The sequence below is a fragment of the Albirhodobacter sp. R86504 genome (assembly GCF_042466415.1).
Taxonomy (GTDB): domain Bacteria; phylum Pseudomonadota; class Alphaproteobacteria; order Rhodobacterales; family Rhodobacteraceae; genus Albirhodobacter.
In genome coordinates, this window is record NZ_JAXHCH010000002.1 from 2,276,670 (window position 1) to 2,300,356 (window position 23,687).

Sequence of the window (23,687 nt, forward strand, 5' to 3'; positions counted from 1 at the left end):
ATGCGCCGCATTTCCTCTGGGTCGCCATTCGAAGCAACGATGGGATACTCCCGCGCTGTGGTTAAGGGATCGTGGTGTTTCTTGTCTGGCACTACCGGCTACGACTACGCATCCATGCAGATGCCAGAGGGGATTGCGGCACAGGCTAGGAATGCTTTCGTAACGATCGAAACGACACTATCACAGGCCGGCTTTGAAATGACAGACATCGTTCGGGCTCAGTATACTCTCACCGACGCGACGCTCTTGGACGAGCTGGCCCCCGTGCTATCAGAAACATTGGGAGACATTCGGCCCTCTGCTACGATGGTAATCGCAGGGCTTATTCGTCCCGAGATGCTCATCGAAATCGAAGTGACGGCCATGAAATGAGCGACGATTGGAAAAACGGGGGCTTCGGCCTGTATATTCACTGGCCGTTCTGCGCCGCCAAATGCCCCTATTGCGATTTCAACAGTCACGTTTCTGCAACGGTTGACGAACAACGCTGGCAGGCGGCGCTCCTGTCTGAAATTGACCGCGTCGGTAGGTTAACGGAAGGCCGTTTGCTGAATTCGGTCTTTTTCGGTGGCGGAACGCCCTCGTTAATGTCGCCTGATCTCGTCGCAGTTCTCAACGCACGCATCCGCGATACTTGGGTGTTGGCGAATGACGTCGAAATCACGCTTGAAGCGAACCCCACAAGTATCGAAGCGGGGCGGTTTAGGGCATATTCCGAGGCGGGCGTTAACCGCATTTCGATGGGAATGCAGGCCCTGAATGATCGGGATTTAAAGGCTCTAGGCCGCATGCATAGTGTCGAAGAGGGCCGCAAAGCCTTCGATATCGCGCGCAACAATTTCGACCGTGTCAGCTTCGATCTGATCTACGCGCGCCAAGATCAGACCCTGAGCGATTGGCGGCGTGAGTTGAACGAAGCTTTAGCAATGGCCGTCGACCACTTTTCACTCTACCAGCTTACCATTGAGGACGGCACGGCGTTTGGAACGCGTCATGCATCCGGAAAATTACGCGGCTTACCGACAGATGACACCGCCGCAGATATGTATCTGGTGACACAAGACATCTGTGCCGCAGCCGGCCTCCCCGCCTATGAAGTCTCCAACCACGCCCGAAATGGGTGTGAGAGCCGCCACAACCTAGTCTATTGGCGCTATGGAGACTATGCGGGCATCGGTCCGGGGGCACATGGTCGATTAACTTTGGCGGGGCAACGGATCGCAACCGATACGGAAAAGTCACCTGATGCGTGGCTCACGAGAGTAGAGCGTCACGGCAGCGGCGAGATTGATCGGAGCGCATTGCCCTTGGATGAGCAGGCAACAGAGTTTCTTTTGTTCAACCTACGCCTGACGGAAGGTCTGGATCCAGCGCGCTACGCGGCGCTCGCAGGGCAGCCATTGAAACGGGACACCCTGCTCGACCTAGAGCGCATGGAGCTTTTAACCCTCATGAATGATCGCGTCACCGCAACAGATTCAGGTAGAGCAGTCCTGAATGCCGTGATCCGTGAGTTGATGCCGTGATTCGCGCGCTGTGGCTCTGTGGTGGCCTGATTGCATTCGCCCTCGGCGTGATTGGCGCTTTTTTACCACTCCTACCCACAGTTCCCTTCTTGCTGCTGGCGGCATTCTGCTTCGCTCGGTCTTCGGAAAGGCTGCATCACTGGCTCCTTTCGCATCCAAAATTCGGTAAATCAATTGTCGATTGGAACGAGAGAGGCGCAATTTCACGACAAGCCAAGGGATTGGCCAGCCTATCAATTATGGCGACCTTCAGTATTTCGATCTTTCTCGACCTGCCCCTAAAAATAATTGCAGCCCAAGCTGTTACGCTTGGGCTGGTGACAGCTTTCATCTGGACACGGCCAGAATCTTAATCAAATACCGCGGCTGAGAAGCTGGCAAAGTCCGTCCAAGTCATCCAGAGAATTGTAGGAGATGGATAGCTTCCCGCCCTCTCCGGCGTGGTCGATTGCCACTTTCATCCCGAGCGCTGCAGAAATATCGCCCTCCAATGCTCGCGTGTCAGCGTCCTTTTCTGGCAAACGCGACGTCGCCTTACTTGATTTCGGCTTAACGCCACCCTCTTGAGCATCACGAGCAAGCTTCTCAGTCTCACGAACCGATAGCCCACGATCAATCACTTCGTGCGCAAGCTTAAGTGGATTCTCAGCCGTAATGAGCGCGCGAGCGTGACCGGCCGAGATTTTGCCTTCGCGAAGCATAAGCTGTACATCGTCCGGTAACTGAAGCAAGCGCATCAAATTGGCGATATGGCTCCGGCTTTTGGACAAAGCCTGCGCGAGCTTTTCTTGGGTATGACCGAACCGCTCCATCAACTGACGGTACCCCAACGCCTCCTCAACAGCGTTGAGATCCGCCCGCTGAATATTCTCGATAATTGCGATTTCGAGCACTTCAGTGTCGTCAAATTCACGCAAAATAACGGGCAATTCGTGAAGCTGGGCGATTTGAGACGCCCGCCAACGACGCTCGCCGGCGACAATCTCAAAATGATCGGCCTTCGTCGGGTGCGTGCGAACGATCAGTGGCTGAATAACCCCCTTTTCGCGAATGGACTCCGAAAGCTCTTGAATCGCCTCGCGCGAAAAATCGCGGCGCGGCTGATTGGGGTTCGGTTCGATCCGTTCGATTGGAACACGCATATCCGCACGGCGCTCGGCCGAGGCTGCCTCATTGGATTCAGGAAGCGCGACATCTGCCATAAGTGCGGATAGGCCTCGACCCAACCCGCGACGATCGTTTCTCTTGTCAGACATTTTATGCTCCCTTGCGAAGTTGAGCCTCTCGGCGCGAAATCAATTCCGCAGCCAACGCACGGTACGATTCAGCGCCACGAGACGCAGTGTCGTACGTCAGCACTGGCATAGCATAAGATGGCGCTTCTGAAACCCGGACATTTCGTGGAATCATCGTGCGGAACACAACCTCCCCCAATGTCGCGCGCGCGTCTGCTTCAACCTGCTGCGAAAGGTTGTTGCGGACGTCATACATTGTCAGAACAACACCTTCGATCCGCAAGTGACGGTTGGCCGATTGCCGTACCTCCCGAATTGTCAGCATAAGTTGCGACAGACCCTCAAGTGCAAAAAACTCTGCCTGCAGCGGAACGAGCACCGAATCCGACGCAATCATAGCATTTACGGTCAGCAGATTGAGAGATGGCGGGCAATCGATCAAAATATAATCGAGGGCGAAGCCGTCCATAGCGACCTGGCGCAGGGCGTCATGCAAAAGGAAGCTGCGCTTTTCGTTGGAGACGAGCTCCATATCAGCCGACGAGAGATCGATCGTTGCGGGACTAATAAACAAGCCATCAACCGCAGTTTGCTGGATAACATCAACAGGCGCGGCGTCCTCTAACAGCAGGTCATATGTCGTCTTGTGGCGGTTAGTTGGCTCAATGCCAAGACCTGTTGACGCATTCCCCTGCGGGTCGAGGTCTACCAACAACACACGCTTGCCAATCTCCGCGAGCGCAGCAGCGAGATTAATAGCGGTCGTCGTTTTGCCGACCCCTCCTTTTTGGTTTGCGATCGCGATAACTCGTGGCGCCGCAGGGCGAGTCAGGTCAGACACGCTTTACTCCCTTAATCGTAAGAATGGCTGCCGCACTTTCAGTTTTGCTATTGTGCGTCGCAAGTTCGAATTCCCAATGAGTCTGGGCCTCTGCAAGTTCGGCACGCCATTGCCCCCCCTTGGGGAACACCGCGACACCGTCTGCTTTCAGATGCAGATCCGTAAACTCAAGCAATTTGTCCAAGGGCGCTAAAGCTCTCGCGCTCAAGACGCACGCCCGAAGCGGATAAATAGTTTCGATCCTTTCCGCGCGGACGTCGACATTTAGCCCAATTTCGCGCGCGACCGTCGACAAGAATGCCGATTTCCGAAGATCTGACTCCACCAAAGTAACTTTAGGCGGCGATGGCCTATCAGCCGCCAAAATTGCGATAACCAAGCCCGGGAAACCCCCACCACTTCCTAAATCGGCCCAGTGATTAAAGTCTGGGACCAAACCAAAGATCTGCGCGGAATCAAGGAAGTGACGCGACCAAATTGTATCCAATGTGGACGATGAAACCAAGTTTATACGCGGATTCCACTTTTTCAGAAGTGTTTCATAGACTTTCAGTCGCTCGATTGTTTCACGTGAAACATTGAGAGCCAGCTCGAACTCACGCTCTGAATCTGATGTCACGCTGATTTTTCCTTTAAAAGATGGCGTAAGCGGCTCAAGATTAGGGTCAACGCGGCGGGAGTCATCCCATCGATCCGGCGCGCCTGCCCTAAGTCATTTGGGCGTGCCCGCGAGAGCTTTAGCTTGAGTTCATTTGAAAGGCCTGACAGCGGCGCGTAGTCAAAATCTTCTGGGATTTTCCAGTTTTCGTCGCGTTCAAGCTTCGCGATGTCGATGGCTTGCCGCTCGATATAGGTCGCGTAAAGCGCGTCGCGCCCGAGTTGCTCCGCGACATCAACATCCAACACACTTAGATCGGGAACGGCATGCGCCAATTGAACCATTGTCACGTCAGGGAAAGACAAGAGAGTAAATGCCGAGCGTTTAGCGCCATCGAGGTTAACCTGAATTCCCGCCTCGCGCGCCTGTTTTGGCGTGAACTGAATTGAATCAAGGAGTTCCTTGCCTGATGCCAGCGCCTCCGCCTTTTTACTGAATGCTTCTGTGCGAAGATCCGAGACACAACCAACTTCGATACCAAGCGGCGTTAGGCGCTGATCAGCATTATCGGCCCGCAACGAAAGGCGGAACTCGGCGCGCGAAGTAAACATACGGTACGGCTCGGTAACTCCGCGCGTTGTCAGATCATCAACCATCACGCCGATGTAGCTAGATGATCGAGCGAAATGGATTGGCGCGCGATTCTTTGATCGTGCAGCGGCATTCAGGCCCGCTACCATCCCCTGCGCAGCAGCCTCCTCGTATCCTGTTGTTCCGTTGATTTGCCCAGCGAGATATAGCCCGGTAAGATCGCGCAGCTCTAACGATGACGTTAGCGCACGGGGGTCAACATAATCATACTCAATCGCATATGCCGGTTGCAGGATAACTGCGTTTTCCAAACCACGAATGGAGTGAACGTAAGCGCTTTGAACGTCGACAGGCAATGATGACGAAATCCCGTTCGGATAAATTGTATGGTCATCCAATCCTTCCGGCTCAAGGAAAATTTGATGCGACGTTTTATCGGCGAAACGCACCACTTTATCCTCGATAGAAGGGCAGTATCGGGGACCAACACCCTCGATATGGCCACCATACATCGCTGAACGGCTCAAGTTTTCGCGGATGATATCGTGTGTCTTCTCGTTAGTATGCGTGATGCCGCAGGCGACCTGCCTAGCAATGGGCTTTTTATTCAAGAATGAGAATAGCACAGGATCATCATCACCTGGCTGGGTCTCGAGCTGTGCCCAATCGATCGTGCGCCCATCCAGCCTTGGCGGTGTCCCAGTTTTAAGTCGGCCCATCGGCAAACCCAGCGCGTGAAGGCGATTTGCTAGATCAATTGAAGGCTTATCCCCCATCCGTCCAGCGGATTTACGCTGGTCACCGATATGAATGACCCCGTTTAAAAAGGTACCGGACGTGAGAATAACGGAATCGGAACCTATTTCGGAGCCGTCGGAGAGCTTAACGCCACCTACCGACCCCTGAGACACCAAAAGGTCGCTCACTTCGCCCTCGATGACCTCAAGATCAGCTTGTACCAAGGTCATTTCCATAATGGCCTCGCGGTACAGTCGTCGATCTGTCTGAGCGCGCGGACCCTGAACCGCAGGGCCTTTTCGACGGTTGAGTAGCCTGAACTGAATGCCCGCAGCATCTGCGGCACGGCCCATCACGCCATCCAAGGCATCGATTTCACGAACCAGATGACCTTTACCCAGGCCACCGATTGCGGGGTTACAAGACATGACACCGATAGTATCGGCACGTAGTGTGACAAGTGCCGTGCGGGCGCCCATGCGCGCGCTTGCATGCGCGGCCTCGGTGCCGGCGTGCCCGCCACCAACAACAATTACGTCAAAATGTTTCACGTGAAACACTCCTCACTTCCCGATACAGAAACTCGAGAAAATTTCATCTAAAAGGTGCTCGACATCAACGCGACCCACAAGAGATTCGAGTGCCCTCACAGCGGTACGAAGATCTTCAGCGGCCATCTCAGCCCTATCGCCGCCCAGCTTTACCTCATTCCGCGCTGATTCCATAGCCCGTAACGCAGATTTCATCGCGACTCGGTGCCGCTCCCGTGTCATCACACCAGCGCCTGCAGCGCGTGCACCTAAAATGCGGGTAATCTCAGCTATGAGGCGATCCAACCCCTCACCGGTTTTACCCGAAACGGATAACTCAGCTGAGCCACGAAGATCTGATTTACCACGCACCACGAGATCGTCGCCGACAGGCTGCAAGAGAGGCACCTCACCGTCGTCAATCAAGAAAATCCTAAGGTCAGCCAGCTCAGCTCTCGAAATCGCCCGATCAATCCCAATTTTCTCAACAATATCAGTTGTTTCTCTGAGCCCGGCCGTATCCAGCAATGTCACAGCGATACCACCCAAATCCATGCGAACTTCGATGATATCCCGAGTCGTCCCTGCAAATTCAGATGTAATCGCGGCGTCGCGCCCCGCAAGCGCGTTCAAAAGCGTCGATTTTCCGGCATTTGGCTGACCGACAATTGCAACTTCGAACCCCTCGCGGATACGTTCAGATGCAGAAATCCGGCCGATTTCCGCTTTGATATCCGCTGTAACGCCATCCACCAAGGTCATTACTTCAGGGGAGACATCTACAGGGACATCCTCATCAGCAAAATCGATTGTCGCCTCGATCAGCGCCGCCGCTCGAACCATATCTGCGCGCCAACGATCCGCGACTTTCCCGACGGCGCCAGACAAAACTTTAAGCGCTTGTTTTCGTTGTGCTTCCGTCTCTGCCTCTATGAGGTCCGAAAGCCCTTCGACCTGTGCGAGGTCCAGGCGACCATTTTCCAAAGCGCGGCGTGTAAACTCACCCGGTTCGGCCAACCGCAGATACGACAGCCCACCCAAGGCCGCGAGAACTGCGCTCACCGTCGCGATGGCCCCGTGAATGTGGAACTCAACAACTTCCTCACCTGTGAAGCTCGCCCCGCGCTCGAAACAAATCACGACCGCCTCATCGAGAAAGTCATCGCCAATGCGCAGTTTTCTCAACCCCGCGACGCGTGCCGTGGGCAATTCCCCGCCTAATGCGCGGCCGGCCGTGAAAGCAAGCGGGCCCGAGATACGAATAACCGACACGCCGGCTTTGCCACGAGCCGACGCCAATGCGAAGATCGTTTCCAATGTTAAACCCCTGAATTATAACAGGTTTATCCGTTCATTGAGTCGAAGAACTCGCCATTGGTCTTGGTCTGTTTGAGCTTCGAAATCAGGAACTCGATAGCGTCTGTCGTCCCCATCGGGTTGAGAATACGACGCAGCAGATACGTCTTTTGCAGGTCCTTCTGCTCAACCAATAGATCTTCTTTCCGCGTTCCGGACTTAAGAATATCCATCGCAGGGAAGACTCGTTTATCAGCAACCTTACGATCCAAGACAATCTCGGAGTTACCCGTACCTTTGAATTCTTCGAAGATAACTTCATCCATCCGCGAGCCAGTATCGATCAAAGCCGTCGCGATGATCGTCAGCGAGCCGCCCTCCTCGATATTCCGCGCCGCACCAAAGAACCGCTTTGGACGTTGAAGGGCATTCGCATCGACACCACCCGTCAAAACCTTACCTGACGATGGGACAACGGTGTTGAAAGCGCGGCCAAGACGCGTAATCGAGTCGAGCAAGATCACCACATCGCGCTTGTGCTCGACGAGCCGCTTCGCCTTTTCGATAACCATCTCTGCGACCGCAACGTGGCGCGTTGCCGGTTCATCGAACGTGGAGGACACAACTTCACCCTTCACCGAACGCTGCATATCTGTAACTTCTTCTGGGCGTTCATCGATCAACAATACGATCAGATAACACTCAGGGTGATTTTGTGCGATGGAATGCGCAATATTCTGAAGCAGAACGGTTTTACCCGTCCGCGGAGGCGCCACGATCAGCGACCGCTGACCTTTACCAATGGGCGAGACAAGATCAATGATCCGAGCCGAACGATCTTTGATCGTCGGATCCTCGATCTCCATTTTGAGACGTTCATCGGGATAAAGCGGCGTGAGGTTATCGAAAGCAACCTTATGGCGTGCCCGCTCAGGATCTTGGAAGTTGATCTGCTCAACCGTGGTCAACGCGAAGTAACGCTCATTCTCGCCAGGCGCACGGATCACACCAGAAACGGTATCGCCCGTACGCAAGGAATGCTGACGGATCATGTCAGGCGAGACATAAATATCATCTGGACCCGGCAAATAGTTCGCTTCGGTGGAGCGCAAGAACCCGAATCCGTCCTGCAGAACCTCCAGAACGCCGTCGCCACCAATTTCCCAGTCCTCATCGGCATGCTCTTTGAGGATCGAGAACATCATCTCGCCTTTGCGCATCGTGGACGCGTTCTCGATTTCCCATTCCTCAGCCAGAGACAGCAGCTCCGCAGGGCTTTTTGCTTTCAAATCAGCGAGATTCAAACGCTCGGCGTTAATGGCAATGGTCATGGGAAATCCACCATGTCGGGGCGCCGATCGAGGCGCGAGAAGATGTCAAAACGGAAAAACCTGACGGTCGGACGACCTAGGCTTAATCGGCAGATATCGACCTAGCTTGCCGGAGTCAACAAAACTTAGAACTTCACGATCACCGACAGCACGATCACAACCATCAAAACCGTCGGGATTTCATTCATCATCCGCCATTGGCGCCCCGTATAGGCATTCTGACCGGCAAGGAAGGCCTTCCGATTACGGCCGAGCACCATGTGGAAAGCTGTCATCGCGATAACACTCACAGCCTTCGTCCAAGGCCAGACGGCCGTCCAATCGATGATCCCCGGCGTGGCAACAAGCGCAAGACCAGCCACCCAAGTCGCAATCATCGCGGGGTTCATAATGGCTTTCAGCAAAAGGCGTTCTTGTCGTTGAAACAGCAGATCCATTTCGCCGCCGGGTGTCACACCGGCCTTATTCAGTCCTTCGACATGGTAAACAAAAAGTCGGGGCAAATAGAACAAGCCAGCCATCCAAGCGATGACGGACATGACGTGGAACGACTTGATCCAAGGATAGGCGGAAAGCAGGAAATCGGTCATGGGGTCCTCCGGCTACTGACCTCGACCTCTTAATAATAAAATAAGTATATTAAAAGATTGATGATTATGTAGGGCCTGTGGGTAATGTGGATTACTATTTCATCAACCAAATTGTACACAGGGCTCGGGCTGTGGGATAGTTCTGTGAGTAGTCGATTTTGCGCCTATAAATAAGGCGAAAATCTGTCTTTGTTCTTCTGTGGATATCTTGCAGATTTCCGCCCCATCCGGAGTTATCCACAGAAGCCATTTGTCCTCTCCCACAGGTGGAAAATCGCCTGCGTTGCTTGACATAGTATGGGGATATCAGCGAACCCTCGGTTTCGGCACCAGTTGCCCCTAAATTTGAACAAGGTTTATCCACACACTCATGCACAGCCTCATCCTCGCTTCTGCTTCCGAGATCCGCGCGCAACTTTTGCGCAATGCGGGCCTACAAACCGATGTACGACCTGCGCGCATCGACGAGGACATGATCCGCTTATCGCTTGAGGCGGAGGGCGCCTCGCCGCGAGATGTGGCCGATGCCTTGGCGGAAATGAAAGCTCAAAAAATTTCGCTCAAAAACCCGGCAGATCTCGTCATCGGTGCGGATCAAGTACTTGCTTTAAAAGGGAAAATATTCTCAAAGCCGATCGATAAACCCCAAGCATGCGAGCAGCTTAAGGCGCTATCTGGGCAGATTCATCGCCTTTTGTCGGCAGTGGTGGTGTACCAAGATGGCAAGCCATTATGGCGCCATATTGGCGAGGTCCGCTTGCACATGCATCCGCTTTCTGAGCCGTTTATCGCTGAATATGTCGACCGAAACTGGGATAGCATCCGCTGGTCAGTTGGCGGTTACAAGCTTGAGGAAGAAGGTGTTCGTTTGTTCTCGAAGATCGAAGGAGACTACTTCTCGGTCCTAGGCCTACCGCTCACTGAATTCCTGAACTGGCTTCGCGCCCGTGGAGATCTGACAACATGAAATCAAATCGTATTCCTCTCGCTGGCGTTATCGGATCACCCATCCACCATTCCCGTTCGCCCATCTTACAACGCCATTGGCTGCAAGAGTATGGGATTAAAGGATATTATATCCCTATGGATATTGATCCTGCGGATCTTGCAGATGTGTTGAAAACTCTCCCTAAGGCGGGCTTCGTCGGGCTTAACGTTACGTTGCCGCATAAAGAGGCCGTATTGGCGCTCGCGGATGTGGTAACCGATCGCGCAGCGGTGATTGGCGCGGCGAACACCCTGACGTTTCTACCCGATGGGCGCATGCAGGCGGATAACACCGATGGATACGGCTTTATCGCCAATATTCAGCAATATGCCCCTAAATGGGACCCAAAAACGGGCCCTGCGGCCATCTTCGGAGCGGGCGGCGCTTCGCGCGCGGTGATCTCGTCGCTGATCGAGTTAGGCGCTCCCGAAATTCGCCTCGCAAACCGCTCACGTGCCCGCGCTACAGCACTCCAAGCTGAATTCGGTAGCACGCTCACCGTCTACGATTGGGATAACGCTGGTGATATGCTGGAGGGCGCTACGACGGTCGTGAACACGACATCGCTTGGCATGGCGGGCAAGGACCCTTTTGACGTGCCGCTTGACGCGCTGAGCCCGTCCGCGACTGTGTGTGACATCGTTTATACGCCATTGCGGACGCCCTTCTTGGTTGAGGCCGAAAAGCGCGGTTGCTTGATCGTCGATGGCTTGGGGATGCTCCTGCATCAAGCAACCCCCGGGTTTGAGCGTTGGTTTGGCAAGCGCCCTGACGTCACAGAGGCGCTGCGCGACGTTGTCTTGAGCGCATAGCTATGCCGCCATTTATCCTTGGATTGACCGGCTCGATCGGAATGGGGAAGTCGACGACCGCCCGAATGTTCGTTGAGGAGGGCATTCCCGTATGGGATGCGGACGCGGCCGTGCACCGCCTCTATGCCGCTGGGGGCGACGCCGTGCCCTTGATCGCTGCCTGCTTCCCTGAGGCGGTTGCGGCAGGAGCGGTTGACCGTACGGCGCTCAAGCGGATCATCGCGTCCGACAAAACGGCTCTAACCCGCCTCGAAGCGATCGTTCACCCGCTTACAACCGCGCTCAGGTCTGCGTTCTTGACAGAGCATCGCGCCGCGCCGATCGTCCTATTGGATATCCCGCTCCTTTTTGAGACTGGGGCCGAACAGATGGTCGATGCGGTGTTGGTTGTCACTGCGCCGGCGAGTGTCCAGCGTCTCCGCGTTCTCGAACGAGCTGGTATGTCAGAGGCACAGCTTGATTTCATCTTATCGCGCCAAATTTCCGACGAAGATAAGCGCCGCCGCGCAGATTATATTATCGAGACGGTCGACCTTGAAGCCACCCGCCATGCCGTGCGACACCTGATCCAAGAGCTAAGGGAAAAACGGAATGCGTGAGATCGTTCTAGATACCGAGACGACAGGTTTTGAACCCTCCGAAGGCCACCGGATCGTTGAGATTGGGGCGGTTGAGCTGCTCAATCACATGCCAACAGGTAAGACCTATCACCAGTATATCAATCCCGAGCGCGATATGCCCGTGGATGCTTTCAATGTTCACGGCATTTCCGAAGAATTTCTGGCGGATAAGCCGAAATTCGCAGCTGTTGGGCAGGAATTTCTCGATTTTATCGGTCTCGATGCCAAGCTCGTGATCCACAACGCCGCGTTTGACATGAAATTCCTGAATTTCGAGCTGCAAAAGGCAGGTCTTGCAAAAATACCGAATGACCGCGCGGTTGATACGCTCATGATCGCGCGCCGTAAGTTCCCGGGCTCTCCCGCATCGCTTGACGCGCTCTGCCGTCGGTTCAACATCGATAACTCGTCGCGCACTTTGCACGGAGCACTGCTCGATTCCGAGATCCTTGCAGAAGTCTATTTGGAACTGATTGGTGGCCGTCAGCCTGATTTCGGGCTTTCCAACGCGCCCGCGCAGAAAAAAACGGCCATGCAGATCGACACTGCATGGCGGCCAACTCCGCGTCCGACGCCGTTGCCCTCTCGATTGACCGAGGAGGAGCGCTCCGCCCATGGTGACTTGGTAGCCAAGATGGGCGAAGCGGCGATTTGGCTGAAATACTCCTGATCAGACGAACCTGTTCCAGAGGTTTTCAAGCCGCTCTTGCCGACCGGAGCGAGGCTTCGGGTTGATGCCCTTAGCCGCGACCGTAGCCGCGATGCTTTCAAGGTCGGAGCCAAGCATCGCCTTCGCATCGGCTGTCTCCCAACCTGCATAGCGTGTATCCCGCGCCGCTTCCAAACCCCCGTCTTCCAACAACGCCGCAGCTGATTTAAGCGCGCGCGCGCAGGTATCCATCGCGCCGACATGAGCAAGGATGAGATCCTCTGGATCAATCGATTGACGACGTACCTTGGCGTCGAAATTGGTGCCGCCGCTGGTAAAGCCACCCCCGCGCAGGATCTCGTAATACGCTTTCGCCATTTCCGGAACATTGTCTGGGAATTGGTCAGTATCCCAACCAGACTGGTAATCGTTGCGGTTCATGTCGATCGATCCGAAAATGCCTAGGGAATTTGCCATAGCGATTTCGTGTTCGAAGCTATGTCCGGCAAGGATTGCGTGGCCTTGTTCGATGTTGACCTTGACCTCGTTTTCCAAGCCAAAACGCTTGAGGAAGCCGTAAACCGTAGCCACATCGTAGTCATATTGATGTTTCATCGGCTCTTGCGGCTTTGGTTCGATCAAAATCGCCCCTTTAAAGCCCTTCTTGTGTTTGTAATCGACAACCATGGATAGAAAGCGCGCCATATTATCGGCTTCGCGCGTCAAATCAGTATTCAAGAGCGTCTCGTAACCCTCACGACCGCCCCAAAGAACATAGTTCTCACCGCCAAGCTTCATGGTCGCATCCATGCATGTCTTCACGGTTGCAGCCGAGAATGCGAATACATCGGGATCAGGGTTGGTTGCGGCGCCGGACATGAAGCGTTCGTGCGAGAACAGATTCGCCGTGCCCCAAAGCAGTTTCGTAGAACCGCCCTGCATTTTCTCGCCAATGTAATCAACGATTTCCTCAAGATTGCGCGTGTTCTCGGCGAAATCATTCCCGTCGGGGCGGATATCAACATCGTGGAAGCAGAAATAGGGCGCCTGCAAGATATCGAACATTTCGAATGCGACATCCGCTTTCAGCTTCGCCAGATCGAGGCTATCTCCGAACCACGGGCGATCGAATGTTTGCCCACCGAAGGGATCACCACCGGGCCACGCAAAGCTGTGCCAATAGGCCACGGCGAACCGAAGGTGGTCCTTCATCGACTTCCCCTGGACGATTTCTTCGGGATTGTAGTGGCGGAAAGCAAATTCGTTGGTGCTCTGGGCACCTTCAAAGCAAATTTGCGGAATGTCTTTGAAGAAGGTCGTCATCATAGTCCCCGAATAGCTTGGGCTGCCGCTTTATACTGCGCGAAGCCCTCGTTGAATGAAGAAGTGAGCGCCGAAACAGGCTCTATTACTGATGAAATTACAGGTTTTTGAGCGAGCTCAGCACCGCCCCCCGAGGCGGCCATCTGCGCGAGACGCGCCGCACCAAAAGCACCGCCGAAATCGCCAGCAACAGGAAGCGACACCGGCGTGTCGAGTGCAGTCGCGATCGCCTCAACCCAGTAGCGCGACCTTGCACCGCCGCCCGCCGCGATCAATGTGTCAATCTTGGTTCCGGTTTTCGCTAATGCGTCCCGACAATCTCTTAAGGCGAAGGTGACGCCCTCCAAGACCGCGCGGGTCATCGCATCCGTGTCCGTCGCATGCTCCAACCCGACAAACGCCCCGCGGATCGCGGAATCGTTTAACGGTGTGCGCTCTCCGCCGAGGTAAGGTAAAAACCTCGTTTTCGTCGGCGCCTGCAAACCGCCGAGACCTTGCGTAAGCGACGCCGCATCCCGACCGGCGATCCGCGCGAACCAATTTAACGCATCGGTTGCGGCCAAGATAACGCCCATCTGATGCCATGTGTTGGGAAGCGCATGACAGAACGTGTGCACTGCGGTCGCCGGATCGGGTTGATAGCCATCATTTGCGGCAAACAGGACGCCTGAGGTTCCCAAGGACACGAACGCCTCTCCTGCGCGAACCACGCCGAGCCCAATTCCCGCAGCCGCGTTATCACCCGCACCGCCTGCGATAATCACATCTCGTGGCAAGCCAAAACGCGCGGCAATCGCGGGCCGGACATTGGCAGAGATTTCTGAGCCTTCCACCAGACGCGGCATCTGATCCCGCCGCATGTGCGACGCTTTCAGCAAGGTATCGGACCAATCGCGCGCGCCAACATCCAGCCAGCTTGTGCCCGCCGCATCGGACATTTCCGCAACATGCTCACCCGATAACCAGAACCGCAGATAGTCCTTGGGCAACAGCACTTTCGCAACTTTTTCGAAGATCTCGGGCTCGTGCTTTTCGATCCAAAGAAGCTTCGGCGCCGTGAAGCCGGGGAAAACGATATTTCCGGAAATTTCCCTAAATTCAGGGTCTCCATCTAGGTCCGCGGCTTCAACATGTGAGCGGGTGTCGTTCCAAAGAATACAGGGACGAAGAACGTCGTCTGAAGCCGAAAGAAGTGTCGCGCCGTGCATTTGCCCCGAGAGTCCGATGGCGCGCACATCGCCAAGCCCGTGCTCTCCCAGTGCGGCAAGGACGGACTCCGCCGCCCCCACCCAATCGGCGGGATTTTGTTCCGACCAGCCATCGAAAGGGCGCGAGACGGTCAGAGGCGATGTCGCCTCCGCCACCACATTTTGATCGGAATCCATCAAGACACCTTTGATGCCCGATGTCCCCATATCCAAACCGATAAACATCAAGCTTTCCCAGCAGGCTTCTTGCCCAGAATGATCATTCCCAGAATATCCTCGTCGGTGACTTCGTTGACATTCACGGTGCCGACAAGCTCTCCGTTCTTCATCACGCTCGCCCGATCACAAAGGTTCATCACCGCGTGAATATCGTGCTCGATCAAGAAGATACCTAGACCTTGCGATTTCAGCTCTTGGATGAGTTCGGCCACCATTTGGGTTTCTTGCGGACCCAAAGCGGCGGTCGGTTCATCCATGATCAGGATTTTGGCGTTGAAATAGACCGCGCGTGCAATGGCGACCGATTGGCGCTGACCGCCCGAAAGCGATGAGACCGGCGCGTTGAATTTACGGAAATTCGGATTGAGGCGCGCCATGATCTTGCGCGTTTCGGCCTCCATCCGGGCATCATCAACAAAGCCCGCGCGCGACACCAATTCGCGTCCCAAAAATAGATTGGATGCAGCATCCAGATTGTCTGCGAGCGCAAGCGTCTGGTAAATCGTCTCGATGTTATAGCTGCGCGCGTCACGTGGATTGCGGATCTCGGCCTTTTCACCGTTGATGAAAATCTCGCCAGAATCCATGCCATATGCGCCCGAGAGGCATTTGATCAACGTGGATTTGCCCGCGCCATTATGCCCCAGAAGCCCGACAACTTCACCGGGGTAGAGATCGATTGAGACCTTATCAACCGCTTTAATCCCGCCGAACGAAATCGAGATGTCCTTCATCTCGACGAGCGGAGCGCCCTTTTGCTGTGTCATGTCAGGCCCTTTCACTTGAGGTTACGGCGGTAGAGTGTGTCGAGATAGACGGCGACGACGAGGACAAGCCCGACGACGATCTGTTGCATGGCGCTATCGAATCCGACGAGAACCATGCCCGCTTGAAGGCTTTGCATGACGAACGCTCCTAGAACCGCGCCGTAAATCGTACCGACACCACCAGCGAGCGATGTGCCGCCGATAACCGCTGCGGCGATGACGTAGAGTTCGTCCAACGTGCCCAGCGAGTTCGTAGCGGAATTAAGGCGTGCCGAGGCAACGACTGCGGACAGGCCGCACAAGAATCCCATCAAGGCGAAGATTTTTACGGTCATCCAGCGGGTGTTGATCCCGGCGAGAGCCGCCGCATCAGGGTTTCCGCCAATCGCGAAGACATAGCGGCCAAAGCGCGTGCGGGTCATCATGATCGTCATAACAATCGTGACGCCGGCAAGGATTAGAACGGGAAGTGCGAAGCCATGCGAGATGAACAAGCCTTCGGCGGGAATTTCGATGTTGTTTGCTTCGGCGTAGCGGCGAATGATGCCGCGCGGCCAAGGGTAGGCGTTCACGAGGAGCACCGTTCCGATTACAACGCCGCAACCCATCAAACCGAGTACATATTCGGCCCATTTTGGCCGTAGCGGAAATTCAAACGCCCGTCGTTGCTGGCGTCCGTGGATCAGCATCCAGATAATTCCGATGCATGCGATCACACCTACGATCCAGCTACCCGTGGCGCCAACCGCGCCATTTGGCCCGCCGCCCAGAAGCGTGAATGTCGGATCGAGGGGGGAAATGGTTTTTCCACTGGTCATCAGATAGGCCACGCCGCGCCAAACGAGCAAACCGCCCAGCGTCACGATGAAGGCAGGCACATTCCCGAAGGCGATGATCGCCCCTTGCAGAGCACCAATGATCGCACCTGTCAGCATCCCGAGGAGTGCGGCCACAACCCATAGCAGCGGATGCCCGAGGCCCATAAATTCGGGCAGGATCTGCGTCTGCAAAACCCCCATGACCACGGCGCAAAGACCTAGGATCGAGCCGACGGAAAGGTCGATGTGTCGGGTGATGATGACGAGGACCATCCCCGTCGCCATGATCCCGACAGAGGCCGTTTGGACCGACAGGTTCCACAGGTTGCGCGGTGTCAGGAAAGTCCCCGCGCCGCCATCCATACTAAAGACGTGAAAACCCACCCAGATTAACATGAGCGCAGCAACCATGCCGAGCATGCGCGGATCGATTTCGGTGGCGCGCATGAAGCGCGAAAAGACATTGGGCGTTTGCCCGCCAGCCTTTGGAGAAGGTGTCGAGGGTGTCTGGGACATGAGATGAGCCGAATTTCTCTGAATGATGGGAGATCTAACGGGCCGCGCCGCATCGGATCTGAGTTCGTATCGCGGTGGCGATAGATTGGCGCCCCGCCTGAAAGCAGGGCGCCGATGCTGTGCTTACTCGCAGGCCTTCACACCAGCAGCAGCCCCTTCGCAGGCTTCCTCTTTCGAGATTTGGCCTGCGTCGATGACAACATCGAGGTTGTCTTGCGTGATTGGCGTCGGAGCGAGGAAGATCGCGTTCATTTCAACGCCCTTCTCACCGCCGGACCATTTCACGGCGCCCTCAACGGATGAGGCTTCGGTGCCTTCGGCCAATGCAACCGCGATATCTGCCGCTGCTTTTCCGAGAACACGCGAGTCTTTCCAAACGGATACAGTTTGGGTGCCCCGTGCAACACGGTTCAGCGCCGCCAAGTCACCATCTTGACCGCCAACCGGAACAGCGAGGCCTTGCGCGGAGAGCGCAGCGATTACGCCGCCGGCCATACCGTCGTTCTCGGCCAGAACCGCATCGACCATGTTGTCATTCGCGGTGAGGATCTGCTCCATGTTCTTTTGAGCATTGTCAGGCTTCCAGCCATCGGTGAAGCTCTCACCGACGATCTTGATCTTGCCGGCCTCAACGTCCGGCCCGATGACTTCCATCATGCCTTCAAGAAGGAAGGCGGCATTGGGATCACCCTTGTCGCCTTTAATGATCGCGTAATTGCCTTCTGGCTGTGCCGCCATAACGCTTTCTGCAATGATTTTACCGACGCCTTTGTTGTCGAAGGTCAGGTAAAACGCGCGCTCGTCCTCCACGAGGCGGTCATACCCGACGACCGGAATCCCTTCCGCGTCAGCTTTATCGACGGCGGGCCCTACGGCATCCTTATCGACCGACAAGATGATCAACGCATCCGCACCTTGTGCGATCAGCGCTTCCACATCGGTAAGCTGCTTTGCGGCCGAATTCTGCGCATCAGCGGAGATATATTTGTTGCCGCCCGCTTCCAAAGCGGCCTTGATTGCGCTCTCGTCGGTCTTCCAACGCTCCTCTTGGAAGTTCGACCAGGATACGCCCACGGTCATTTCAGCATATGCAGAAGTTGCCATGCCTGCTGTCAAAGCGACAGCGGCGAGAATGATCTTATTCATGTATTCCTCCCGTATGGGCCCACAACGACCCTTGCTCGACATTCCGCCGAGATAGCTCAAGTTATCCTTGATTAAATTCAGTTGTCAAAATAAAAATGACGTATGAAACTCGATATGCAGGGTTAAATACCGAAAATTAGCCGCACTGCAGCGAATAATGTGCAGATGCAGCATGAAAAAGACGACTTTTAGTTAGGGTGGTGAACAAATGGACGACGGTATTTCACCATTGCGGCTTGGTCGCGGGGCCCCCGGTTGTGGCCCGCTGATTTCCTCGCTCTCTGAAACCGCTCGCCCGCTGCGGCAGCAAATCTTCGAGCGCGTTCGCGCGGCAGGCTCGATCGCGCGCGTTCAGCTCGCAAAGGATCTCGCCGTTAGCCCTGCGTCTGTCACGACAATAACGTCGGAATTGATCGAGGCGGGTTACCTGCAAGAGGTCGCAGCGCTGCGTGAAACCGACACGGTTCGTGGCCGGCCAGCGGTGGCGCTTGGCGTGAAACCAACCGCGCATCTTGTCGCCGGTATCAAGCTATCGGATCGTGAGCATACAGCCGTGATCGTCGATTTCGCGGGAAACCTCCTCGCGGATGAGGCGATTACCCGTATCCCTAACGCCCTCGCAACGTCTGATCTTTCAAATGCTACGGAGGAACTTCTTGAGCGGGTGTGCCGGAAGGCGGGGATCGCACGCGAACAGCTGACCGCCGTTGGTCTTGGCGTACCTGGTTTCGTTGATTGCCCGACTGGTGTGGTGCATTGGTCCCCCGTTTTGCAAGAAACCCATGTCCCACTCGCGCGGATTGTGTCTGAACGCATTGGGATTCCAGTCCATGTCGATAATGACGCCAATCTCGTTACTTTGGCCGAGCTTTGGTTTGGGGCCGGACGAAGCTTGCCGGATTTTGCCGTAGTCACAATCGAGCATGGCTTGGGGATGGGGTTTGTTCTAAACCACCGTCTCTTCCGCGGCGTGCGTGGGATGGGGATGGAGTTGGGGCATACGAAAGTTCAACTCGATGGCGCTCTGTGCCGCTGCGGCCAGCGCGGTTGCCTTGAAGCTTACGTCGCCGATTACGCGCTGGTCCGCGAAGCTCAAACAGCGCTCAACCTTCCAAATCGAGACACGCAATCCACAGGAATCCTGCTGGAAAGCTTGTACGATCACGCCAAAGCAGGCAACGCCGCCGCGCGGTCGATCTTCCATCGGGCGGGTCGGTATCTCGCTTTGGGATTGGCCAATGTGATCAATATTTTTGATCCTGAATTTATCATCCTGTCAGGGGAACGCATGCGTTACGATTATCTCTACGCGAAAGAAACCTTCGCTGAGATGGGTAATATGGTTCTCCAAACGGGCCGCGCGCGACCTCATATTGAAACCCATGCTTGGGGTGATCTTTTGTGGGCGCATGGCGCCGCGGCTTTGGCGTTGCATGAAGTCACGGAAAGCCGTTTAGGCGCTTCGCGGGATCTCGCAGCATGAGGTGGTGTCCGGCAGTACTCGCTGTTTTTGCCTGTTTAGAGCCAGTTTTTGCTGATCCTGTGTTCGTGAACGATCAATCTGGCCTCCCCGTGGAGCATATTTATTCCGGTGGATGGGAGCATTTTGTCGGCGGCGGCGTTGCTGCGTTTGATTGCAATAACGATGCTCGACCTGATCTCTTCGCGGCAGGGGGTGATCAATCGGCACGGTTGTTCGTGAACCAAACCGAGGCCTTGCACGCCATTCGGTTCGATACCGGCGCGCTCGCTAATATCCCACAAGAGCTCCTGACGCATGTCACCGGCGCCTACCCGATCGATATCGACAGTGATGGCGAGATGGATCTCGTGGTTCTGCGCGTGGGCGAGAATGTCATTCTCCGAGGTCTGGGAAATTGCGCGTTTGAGGTCGGGCGGGGCGCTCTTGCCCTGCCGCCCCGTGATGCATGGACAGCGGCATTCGCCGCGACGTGGGAAACTGGGCAGATACTCCCGACGCTTGCATTTGGGAATTACGTCGATCGGAACGATCCCGACGGCCCCTTCGAGGCGTGTGACACATCGGAGTTGATCCGGCCTAATGGCTCTGAATATCCTGAAATAGAGACGATTTCACCGGGGTACTGCGCGCTATCGATGCAAATTTCGGATTGGCGTCGGGCGGGAACTCCGGAATTACGTATCTCGAATGATCGTCATTACTATGTGCGTGGCGGATATGAGCAGATGTTCAAACTCTCGCCTTTGATTGAGCGTGAAGATTGGCCGCATATCTCACTTTGGGGTATGGGAATCGCCAGCCATGACATCACAGGTGATGGTTTACCGGAAGTGATGACCACCTCTATGGGCGATCAGCTTTTGCAGTTCAATCGGGGTGACCACTTTGAGAATGCGCCCTTCTCGATCGGCACCTATGCTCAACGCCCATTTATCGGAGATGATGGGCGCCCCGCCACAGGCTGGCATGCCGAGTTTGGCGATATCGACAACGATAGCCGTGCTGATTTGTTTATCGCTAAGGGTAATGTCGATCAAATGCCGTCAAATGCGATAAACGATCCCAATAATCTCTTAATGCAGCAGTCCGATGGGACATTCGTTGAGGTCGCCGCCGCCGCTGGTGTTGCGAGCGTCGCACGCTCACGTGGTGCGGCCTTGCTTGATTTGAACGCTGATGGATTGCTGGATATTGTCGTCGTCAATCGACGCGCGCCGATGGAGATCTGGCGCAACGCGACGCCAGAAACAGGTGTTTGGGCCAAGATAGAGCCGAAACAGACGGGCGTTAATCCAAATGCCGTCGGTGCGTGGGTTGAGGTGCGGACCGGTGACCTCGTCCAGTCCGTTGAAGTCACTGTGGGTGGTGGACACGCGGGGGGGAAGGCGCTGCCGCTGCACTTCGGGCTTGGGAATGCCGCCTCCGCCGAGATGCGCGTGATCTGGCCAGACCAGACCACGACACATTGGCAGCCGGTGAAGATCGGCGCGCTCAATAAAATAGTACGCGACTAACGTTCAATCGGTAGGCCGCTTGGCACTGCCTCGGGGATCCCGAGACGGCCCTCAATTGCTGAGGGGTCCGTTAAGGCTCCCAGAAACGCCATGAGTTCGCGGATCCTCGCTTCGTCGAGTGCCTCGCCTACCGGGGCCGCTTGCGCAATCTCGAAGCGTTTCGCGGGATCGTCCATAACCACCCAATCCGGCTTTGTATTGGGCAGGTCGGGCAGAGTTGGCCGCGTGAACCGATTGAGGCCTTCCCGTGGTTCGGCATGATCTCGTAGGAATTGCGCAAGGTTGGTATGGGCGCCGGCGTGGCCCCACGGACCGGTGGCGGTCACATTCCGCAATGACGGTGTCCGAAACGCGAAACGATCCTCGGCCCGCCCCGTGACACGGCCTCGGCCTTCGTCGTTCGAGTGTTTCTCAAACCTTTCGGCCTTTCCTGGCCCGATTTGTGGCGCCGCCATCGCATGGAAATCGTGATCTGTTTGCAAAGCCCCGGCGTGGCAAGTTGCGCATCCGCCATCGCCATAGAAGAATTCTGCCCCCGCGACCGCGTCTTGTGAGAGGTCGGCCTTCCCTGCGAGCCACGCGTCAAACGGGCTTGTGTCCGAGCGCCACTCAAATTCGATAAAAGCCGCGATTGCGTTGGAGATATCCGTGAAACCAATGGCGCGCCCCGCAGCAATCTCGGGGTAGACCGCCGCGAATTGGGAGGCATAGTCGGGCAATTCCGCGACCCGTTTCGCGATGACGTCCCAAGCGCCGCCCGATCCTGTAATCCGCCCCGAGCGAACAGCCTTCGCAACATCGTTTTCCGAATAGTGCCCCGCCATTTCATCGCCGGACAGCACTGGAAACATGGTTTGCGCCGATAGAATGGACGTGAATCCCGTTACCATTTCATCTTCCATCGGCGTCCGGAGACCCGATGGCCGTGTCGGATCAACGCCGATGCGGCCATCGTGGAACAGAATGGTGAATTCCTTTGCGCCGAGGTTAAAAAGCGCGGGAGAGTTGCGCGGTATGCGTTGCTCTGGGGTATTTTCGTTCAACGCATATCGCGCCGGACCGAGCCCCGCGGCACCCTCACCGAGCCCGAGGCTCATCCCGTCGGATGTCCCGAATTTCGGATGATGGCAGGTCGCACAGGAAATGTTCCGGTTTCCAGACAGCACGGCATCGTAGAAAAGCAACTGGCCTAGCTTGGCCTCCATGACCGAGACAGGTGCGTAATCCGCATCCGTGAGCGGCGCGGGGAATTCGGCCCGCGCCGCAATAGGAGCAACGAGGAACGCTAAAAACGTTAAGCTTGCTGCGCGGGTCATTCGGTTTCCGATGATTTTGCCCAAAGGTTGATGGGTTGGTCGACCGCGTGTTGATCGATTTCGGCCAGTTCTGCATCGGTAAATTCGAGATTTCCAACCGCCCCTGCGCAATCGATCACCTGCTCGGGTTTCGATGCGCCGATCAACGCCGTCGTGATCCCGCCACCGCGTAGAACCCATGCGATGGCCATCTGTGCCAAGGTCTGCCCTCTGCGCTTTGCGATGTCGTTCAAGGCGCGTATGTTCTCCACGGCCTCGGGTGTAATCTTTGCGGGATCTAGCGACTTCCCCTGAACCGCGCGGCTGCCATCTGGAATGCCGCCGAGGTATTTGCCGGTCAACATCCCCTGCGCAAGAGGTGTAAAGGCGATCGATCCGATCCCCAGATCTTGCAATGTGTCCTTGAGCCCGTCGGTCTCAACCCAGCGATTAAGCATATTGTAGCTGGGTTGGTGAATGACGCAGGGCGTCCCAAGCTCCGTCAAAATCGCAGCTGCTTCACGGGTGCGCGCCGAGTTATACGACGAAATCCCCACGTAGAGCGCGCGACCGGACCGCACAATGTGATCCAGAGCCATCATCGTTTCTTCAAGCGGTGTCTCTGGATCGAAGCGATGCGAGTAGAAAATATCGACGTAATCCAGCCCCATTCGCTTCAGCGATTGATCGCAGGACGCGATGAGATATTTGCGGCTGCCCCATTCGCCGTAGGGGCCATCCCACATCCGGTAACCGGCCTTTGACGAAATGATCAACTCGTCCCGATAACCGGCGAAGTCCGTGCGGAGAATCTCCCCAAACGCGCTCTCGGCGCTGCCTGCGGGAGGGCCGTAATTGTTCGCGAGATCGAAATGGGTAATTCCGTTGTCAAACGCGGCCTGACAAATCGCGCGCTTGGTCGAATGTGGGGTATCTTCCCCGAAATTGTGCCACAGACCGAGCGAAATCGCGGGAAGCTTTAGGCCAGATTTGCCACATTTTCGATAAGGCATCCGCGTGTAGCGGTCCTGCGCGGGAACATAAGACATGGTT

General features: G+C 55.7%; 23 protein-coding genes. 9 read left to right on the forward strand and 14 right to left on the reverse strand.

From position 1 onward, the window contains the following. Genes SJY32_RS13010 through SJY32_RS13020 form a run of 3 tightly spaced genes read left to right on the forward strand, consistent with a single transcriptional unit; the run spans window position 1 to window position 1,879 of the window. A complete protein-coding gene (locus SJY32_RS13010) occupies window positions 1-372 on the forward strand; it encodes a RidA family protein (RefSeq protein WP_376876049.1) in 372 nt (123 codons plus the stop codon). After that, window positions 369-1,526 carry a radical SAM family heme chaperone HemW gene (gene hemW, locus SJY32_RS13015; RefSeq protein ID WP_376876052.1) on the forward strand — a complete coding sequence of 386 codons (1,158 nt, stop codon included), beginning with the start codon at window positions 369-371 and terminating at the stop codon, window positions 1,524-1,526. Before SJY32_RS13010 ends, hemW begins: the two co-directional genes overlap by 4 nt. Further along, a complete protein-coding gene (locus tag SJY32_RS13020; protein ID WP_376877735.1) occupies window positions 1,526-1,879 on the forward strand; it encodes a YbaN family protein in 354 nt (117 codons plus the stop codon). The genes hemW and SJY32_RS13020 overlap by 1 nt, the downstream gene beginning before the upstream one ends. On the opposite strand, the gene SJY32_RS13025 is transcribed toward SJY32_RS13020, so the two are convergent. From SJY32_RS13025 to SJY32_RS13055, 7 genes are all read right to left on the reverse strand, one after another. Then, on the reverse strand, window positions 1,880-2,782 hold the full coding sequence (locus tag SJY32_RS13025; protein ID WP_376876054.1) for a ParB/RepB/Spo0J family partition protein: 903 nt from the start codon (window positions 2,780-2,782) through the stop codon (window positions 1,880-1,882). It lies immediately after the preceding gene. A 1-nt stretch (window position 2,783) separates the two neighbouring features. Then, window positions 2,784-3,602: a ParA family protein gene (locus tag SJY32_RS13030; protein WP_376876057.1), complete on the reverse strand. Its 819-nt coding sequence runs from the start codon at window positions 3,600-3,602 to the stop codon at window positions 2,784-2,786. Next, window positions 3,595-4,221, reverse strand: a complete 627-nt coding sequence (gene rsmG / locus SJY32_RS13035; RefSeq protein WP_376876060.1) for a 16S rRNA (guanine(527)-N(7))-methyltransferase RsmG — start codon at window positions 4,219-4,221, stop codon at window positions 3,595-3,597. Before rsmG ends, SJY32_RS13030 begins: the two co-directional genes overlap by 8 nt. After that, window positions 4,218-6,080, reverse strand: a complete 1,863-nt coding sequence (mnmG, locus tag SJY32_RS13040) for a tRNA uridine-5-carboxymethylaminomethyl(34) synthesis enzyme MnmG (protein WP_376876063.1) — start codon at window positions 6,078-6,080, stop codon at window positions 4,218-4,220. The genes rsmG and mnmG overlap by 4 nt, the downstream gene beginning before the upstream one ends. Before the next feature lie 12 nt (window positions 6,081-6,092). Continuing rightward, complete coding sequence (gene mnmE / locus SJY32_RS13045) at window positions 6,093-7,376, reverse strand: tRNA uridine-5-carboxymethylaminomethyl(34) synthesis GTPase MnmE (protein WP_376876066.1); 1,284 nt, start codon at window positions 7,374-7,376, stop codon at window positions 6,093-6,095. A gap of 26 nt (window positions 7,377-7,402) precedes the next feature. Beyond that, entirely contained in the window at window positions 7,403-8,686 is a 1,284-nt protein-coding gene (gene rho / locus SJY32_RS13050; protein ID WP_376876069.1) for a transcription termination factor Rho, read from the reverse strand. A 125-nt stretch (window positions 8,687-8,811) separates the two neighbouring features. Then, a complete protein-coding gene (locus tag SJY32_RS13055) occupies window positions 8,812-9,276 on the reverse strand; it encodes a CopD family protein (protein WP_376876072.1) in 465 nt (154 codons plus the stop codon). A 370-nt stretch (window positions 9,277-9,646) separates the two neighbouring features. Between SJY32_RS13055 and SJY32_RS13060 the strand changes: the two genes are divergently transcribed. Genes SJY32_RS13060 through dnaQ form a run of 4 tightly spaced genes read left to right on the forward strand, consistent with a single transcriptional unit; the run spans window position 9,647 to window position 12,366 of the window. Next, entirely contained in the window at window positions 9,647-10,243 is a 597-nt protein-coding gene (locus tag SJY32_RS13060; RefSeq protein ID WP_376876075.1) for a Maf family protein, read from the forward strand. Further along, the gene (locus SJY32_RS13065; protein ID WP_376876078.1) at window positions 10,240-11,076 is read left to right on the forward strand and encodes a shikimate dehydrogenase; all 837 of its coding nucleotides are present in this window, start codon (window positions 10,240-10,242) and stop codon (window positions 11,074-11,076) included. The genes SJY32_RS13060 and SJY32_RS13065 overlap by 4 nt, the downstream gene beginning before the upstream one ends. A 2-nt stretch (window positions 11,077-11,078) precedes the next feature. Continuing rightward, entirely contained in the window at window positions 11,079-11,675 is a 597-nt protein-coding gene (coaE, locus tag SJY32_RS13070) for a dephospho-CoA kinase (protein WP_376876081.1), read from the forward strand. Next, a complete protein-coding gene (gene dnaQ / locus SJY32_RS13075) occupies window positions 11,668-12,366 on the forward strand; it encodes a DNA polymerase III subunit epsilon (protein ID WP_376876084.1) in 699 nt (232 codons plus the stop codon). Before coaE ends, dnaQ begins: the two co-directional genes overlap by 8 nt. Here the strand turns inward: dnaQ and xylA are convergent, their stop codons facing one another. From xylA to SJY32_RS13100, 5 genes are all read right to left on the reverse strand, one after another. Next, a complete protein-coding gene (xylA, locus tag SJY32_RS13080; protein WP_376876087.1) occupies window positions 12,367-13,668 on the reverse strand; it encodes a xylose isomerase in 1,302 nt (433 codons plus the stop codon). It lies immediately after the preceding gene. After that, entirely contained in the window at window positions 13,668-15,101 is a 1,434-nt protein-coding gene (gene xylB / locus SJY32_RS13085; protein WP_376876090.1) for a xylulokinase, read from the reverse strand. Before xylB ends, xylA begins: the two co-directional genes overlap by 1 nt. Beyond that, window positions 15,101-15,862 carry an ATP-binding cassette domain-containing protein gene (locus SJY32_RS13090; protein WP_376876093.1) on the reverse strand — a complete coding sequence of 254 codons (762 nt, stop codon included), beginning with the start codon at window positions 15,860-15,862 and terminating at the stop codon, window positions 15,101-15,103. Before SJY32_RS13090 ends, xylB begins: the two co-directional genes overlap by 1 nt. A gap of 11 nt (window positions 15,863-15,873) precedes the next feature. Next, complete coding sequence (locus tag SJY32_RS13095) at window positions 15,874-17,196, reverse strand: sugar ABC transporter permease (RefSeq protein ID WP_376876095.1); 1,323 nt, start codon at window positions 17,194-17,196, stop codon at window positions 15,874-15,876. A 123-nt stretch (window positions 17,197-17,319) separates the two neighbouring features. Beyond that, complete coding sequence (locus SJY32_RS13100; protein WP_376876098.1) at window positions 17,320-18,342, reverse strand: substrate-binding domain-containing protein; 1,023 nt, start codon at window positions 18,340-18,342, stop codon at window positions 17,320-17,322. Between the two features lie 208 nt (window positions 18,343-18,550). Between SJY32_RS13100 and SJY32_RS13105 the strand changes: the two genes are divergently transcribed. Both SJY32_RS13105 and SJY32_RS13110 read left to right on the forward strand, forming a co-directional pair. After that, window positions 18,551-19,825: an ROK family protein gene (locus SJY32_RS13105; RefSeq protein ID WP_376876101.1), complete on the forward strand. Its 1,275-nt coding sequence runs from the start codon at window positions 18,551-18,553 to the stop codon at window positions 19,823-19,825. Window positions 19,826-19,890: 65 nt separating this feature from the next. Beyond that, the gene (locus SJY32_RS13110) at window positions 19,891-21,339 is read left to right on the forward strand and encodes a CRTAC1 family protein (RefSeq protein WP_376876104.1); all 1,449 of its coding nucleotides are present in this window, start codon (window positions 19,891-19,893) and stop codon (window positions 21,337-21,339) included. Here the strand turns inward: SJY32_RS13110 and SJY32_RS13115 are convergent. Continuing rightward, window positions 21,336-22,655: a cytochrome-c peroxidase gene (locus tag SJY32_RS13115; RefSeq protein WP_376876107.1), complete on the reverse strand. Its 1,320-nt coding sequence runs from the start codon at window positions 22,653-22,655 to the stop codon at window positions 21,336-21,338. The two genes, SJY32_RS13110 and SJY32_RS13115, sit on opposite strands and share 4 nt — an antisense overlap. After that, window positions 22,652-23,683, reverse strand: a complete 1,032-nt coding sequence (gene mgrA, locus SJY32_RS13120; RefSeq protein WP_376876110.1) for an L-glyceraldehyde 3-phosphate reductase — start codon at window positions 23,681-23,683, stop codon at window positions 22,652-22,654. Before mgrA ends, SJY32_RS13115 begins: the two co-directional genes overlap by 4 nt. Window positions 23,684-23,687 lie beyond the last annotated feature (4 nt).

Coding starts and splice junctions, on each gene's coding strand:
- SJY32_RS13055 (WP_376876072.1), bottom strand. CDS start 9,276: ATGACCGATTTCCTGCTTTCCGCCTATCCTTGGATCAAGTCGTTCCAC.
- SJY32_RS13090 (WP_376876093.1), bottom strand. CDS start 15,862: ATGACACAGCAAAAGGGCGCTCCGCTCGTCGAGATGAAGGACATCTCG.
- SJY32_RS13105 (WP_376876101.1), top strand. CDS start 18,551: ATGGACGACGGTATTTCACCATTGCGGCTTGGTCGCGGGGCCCCCGGT.
- hemW (WP_376876052.1), top strand. CDS start 369: ATGAGCGACGATTGGAAAAACGGGGGCTTCGGCCTGTATATTCACTGG.
- xylB (WP_376876090.1), bottom strand. CDS start 15,101: ATGTTTATCGGTTTGGATATGGGGACATCGGGCATCAAAGGTGTCTTG.
- rho (WP_376876069.1), bottom strand. CDS start 8,686: ATGACCATTGCCATTAACGCCGAGCGTTTGAATCTCGCTGATTTGAAA.
- SJY32_RS13115 (WP_376876107.1), bottom strand. CDS start 22,655: ATGACCCGCGCAGCAAGCTTAACGTTTTTAGCGTTCCTCGTTGCTCCT.
- SJY32_RS13100 (WP_376876098.1), bottom strand. CDS start 18,342: ATGAATAAGATCATTCTCGCCGCTGTCGCTTTGACAGCAGGCATGGCA.
- SJY32_RS13060 (WP_376876075.1), top strand. CDS start 9,647: ATGCACAGCCTCATCCTCGCTTCTGCTTCCGAGATCCGCGCGCAACTT.
- SJY32_RS13010 (WP_376876049.1), top strand. CDS start 1: ATGCGCCGCATTTCCTCTGGGTCGCCATTCGAAGCAACGATGGGATAC.
- xylA (WP_376876087.1), bottom strand. CDS start 13,668: ATGACGACCTTCTTCAAAGACATTCCGCAAATTTGCTTTGAAGGTGCC.
- coaE (WP_376876081.1), top strand. CDS start 11,079: ATGCCGCCATTTATCCTTGGATTGACCGGCTCGATCGGAATGGGGAAG.
- SJY32_RS13065 (WP_376876078.1), top strand. CDS start 10,240: ATGAAATCAAATCGTATTCCTCTCGCTGGCGTTATCGGATCACCCATC.
- dnaQ (WP_376876084.1), top strand. CDS start 11,668: ATGCGTGAGATCGTTCTAGATACCGAGACGACAGGTTTTGAACCCTCC.
- SJY32_RS13025 (WP_376876054.1), bottom strand. CDS start 2,782: ATGTCTGACAAGAGAAACGATCGTCGCGGGTTGGGTCGAGGCCTATCC.
- mgrA (WP_376876110.1), bottom strand. CDS start 23,683: ATGTCTTATGTTCCCGCGCAGGACCGCTACACGCGGATGCCTTATCGA.
- SJY32_RS13095 (WP_376876095.1), bottom strand. CDS start 17,196: ATGTCCCAGACACCCTCGACACCTTCTCCAAAGGCTGGCGGGCAAACG.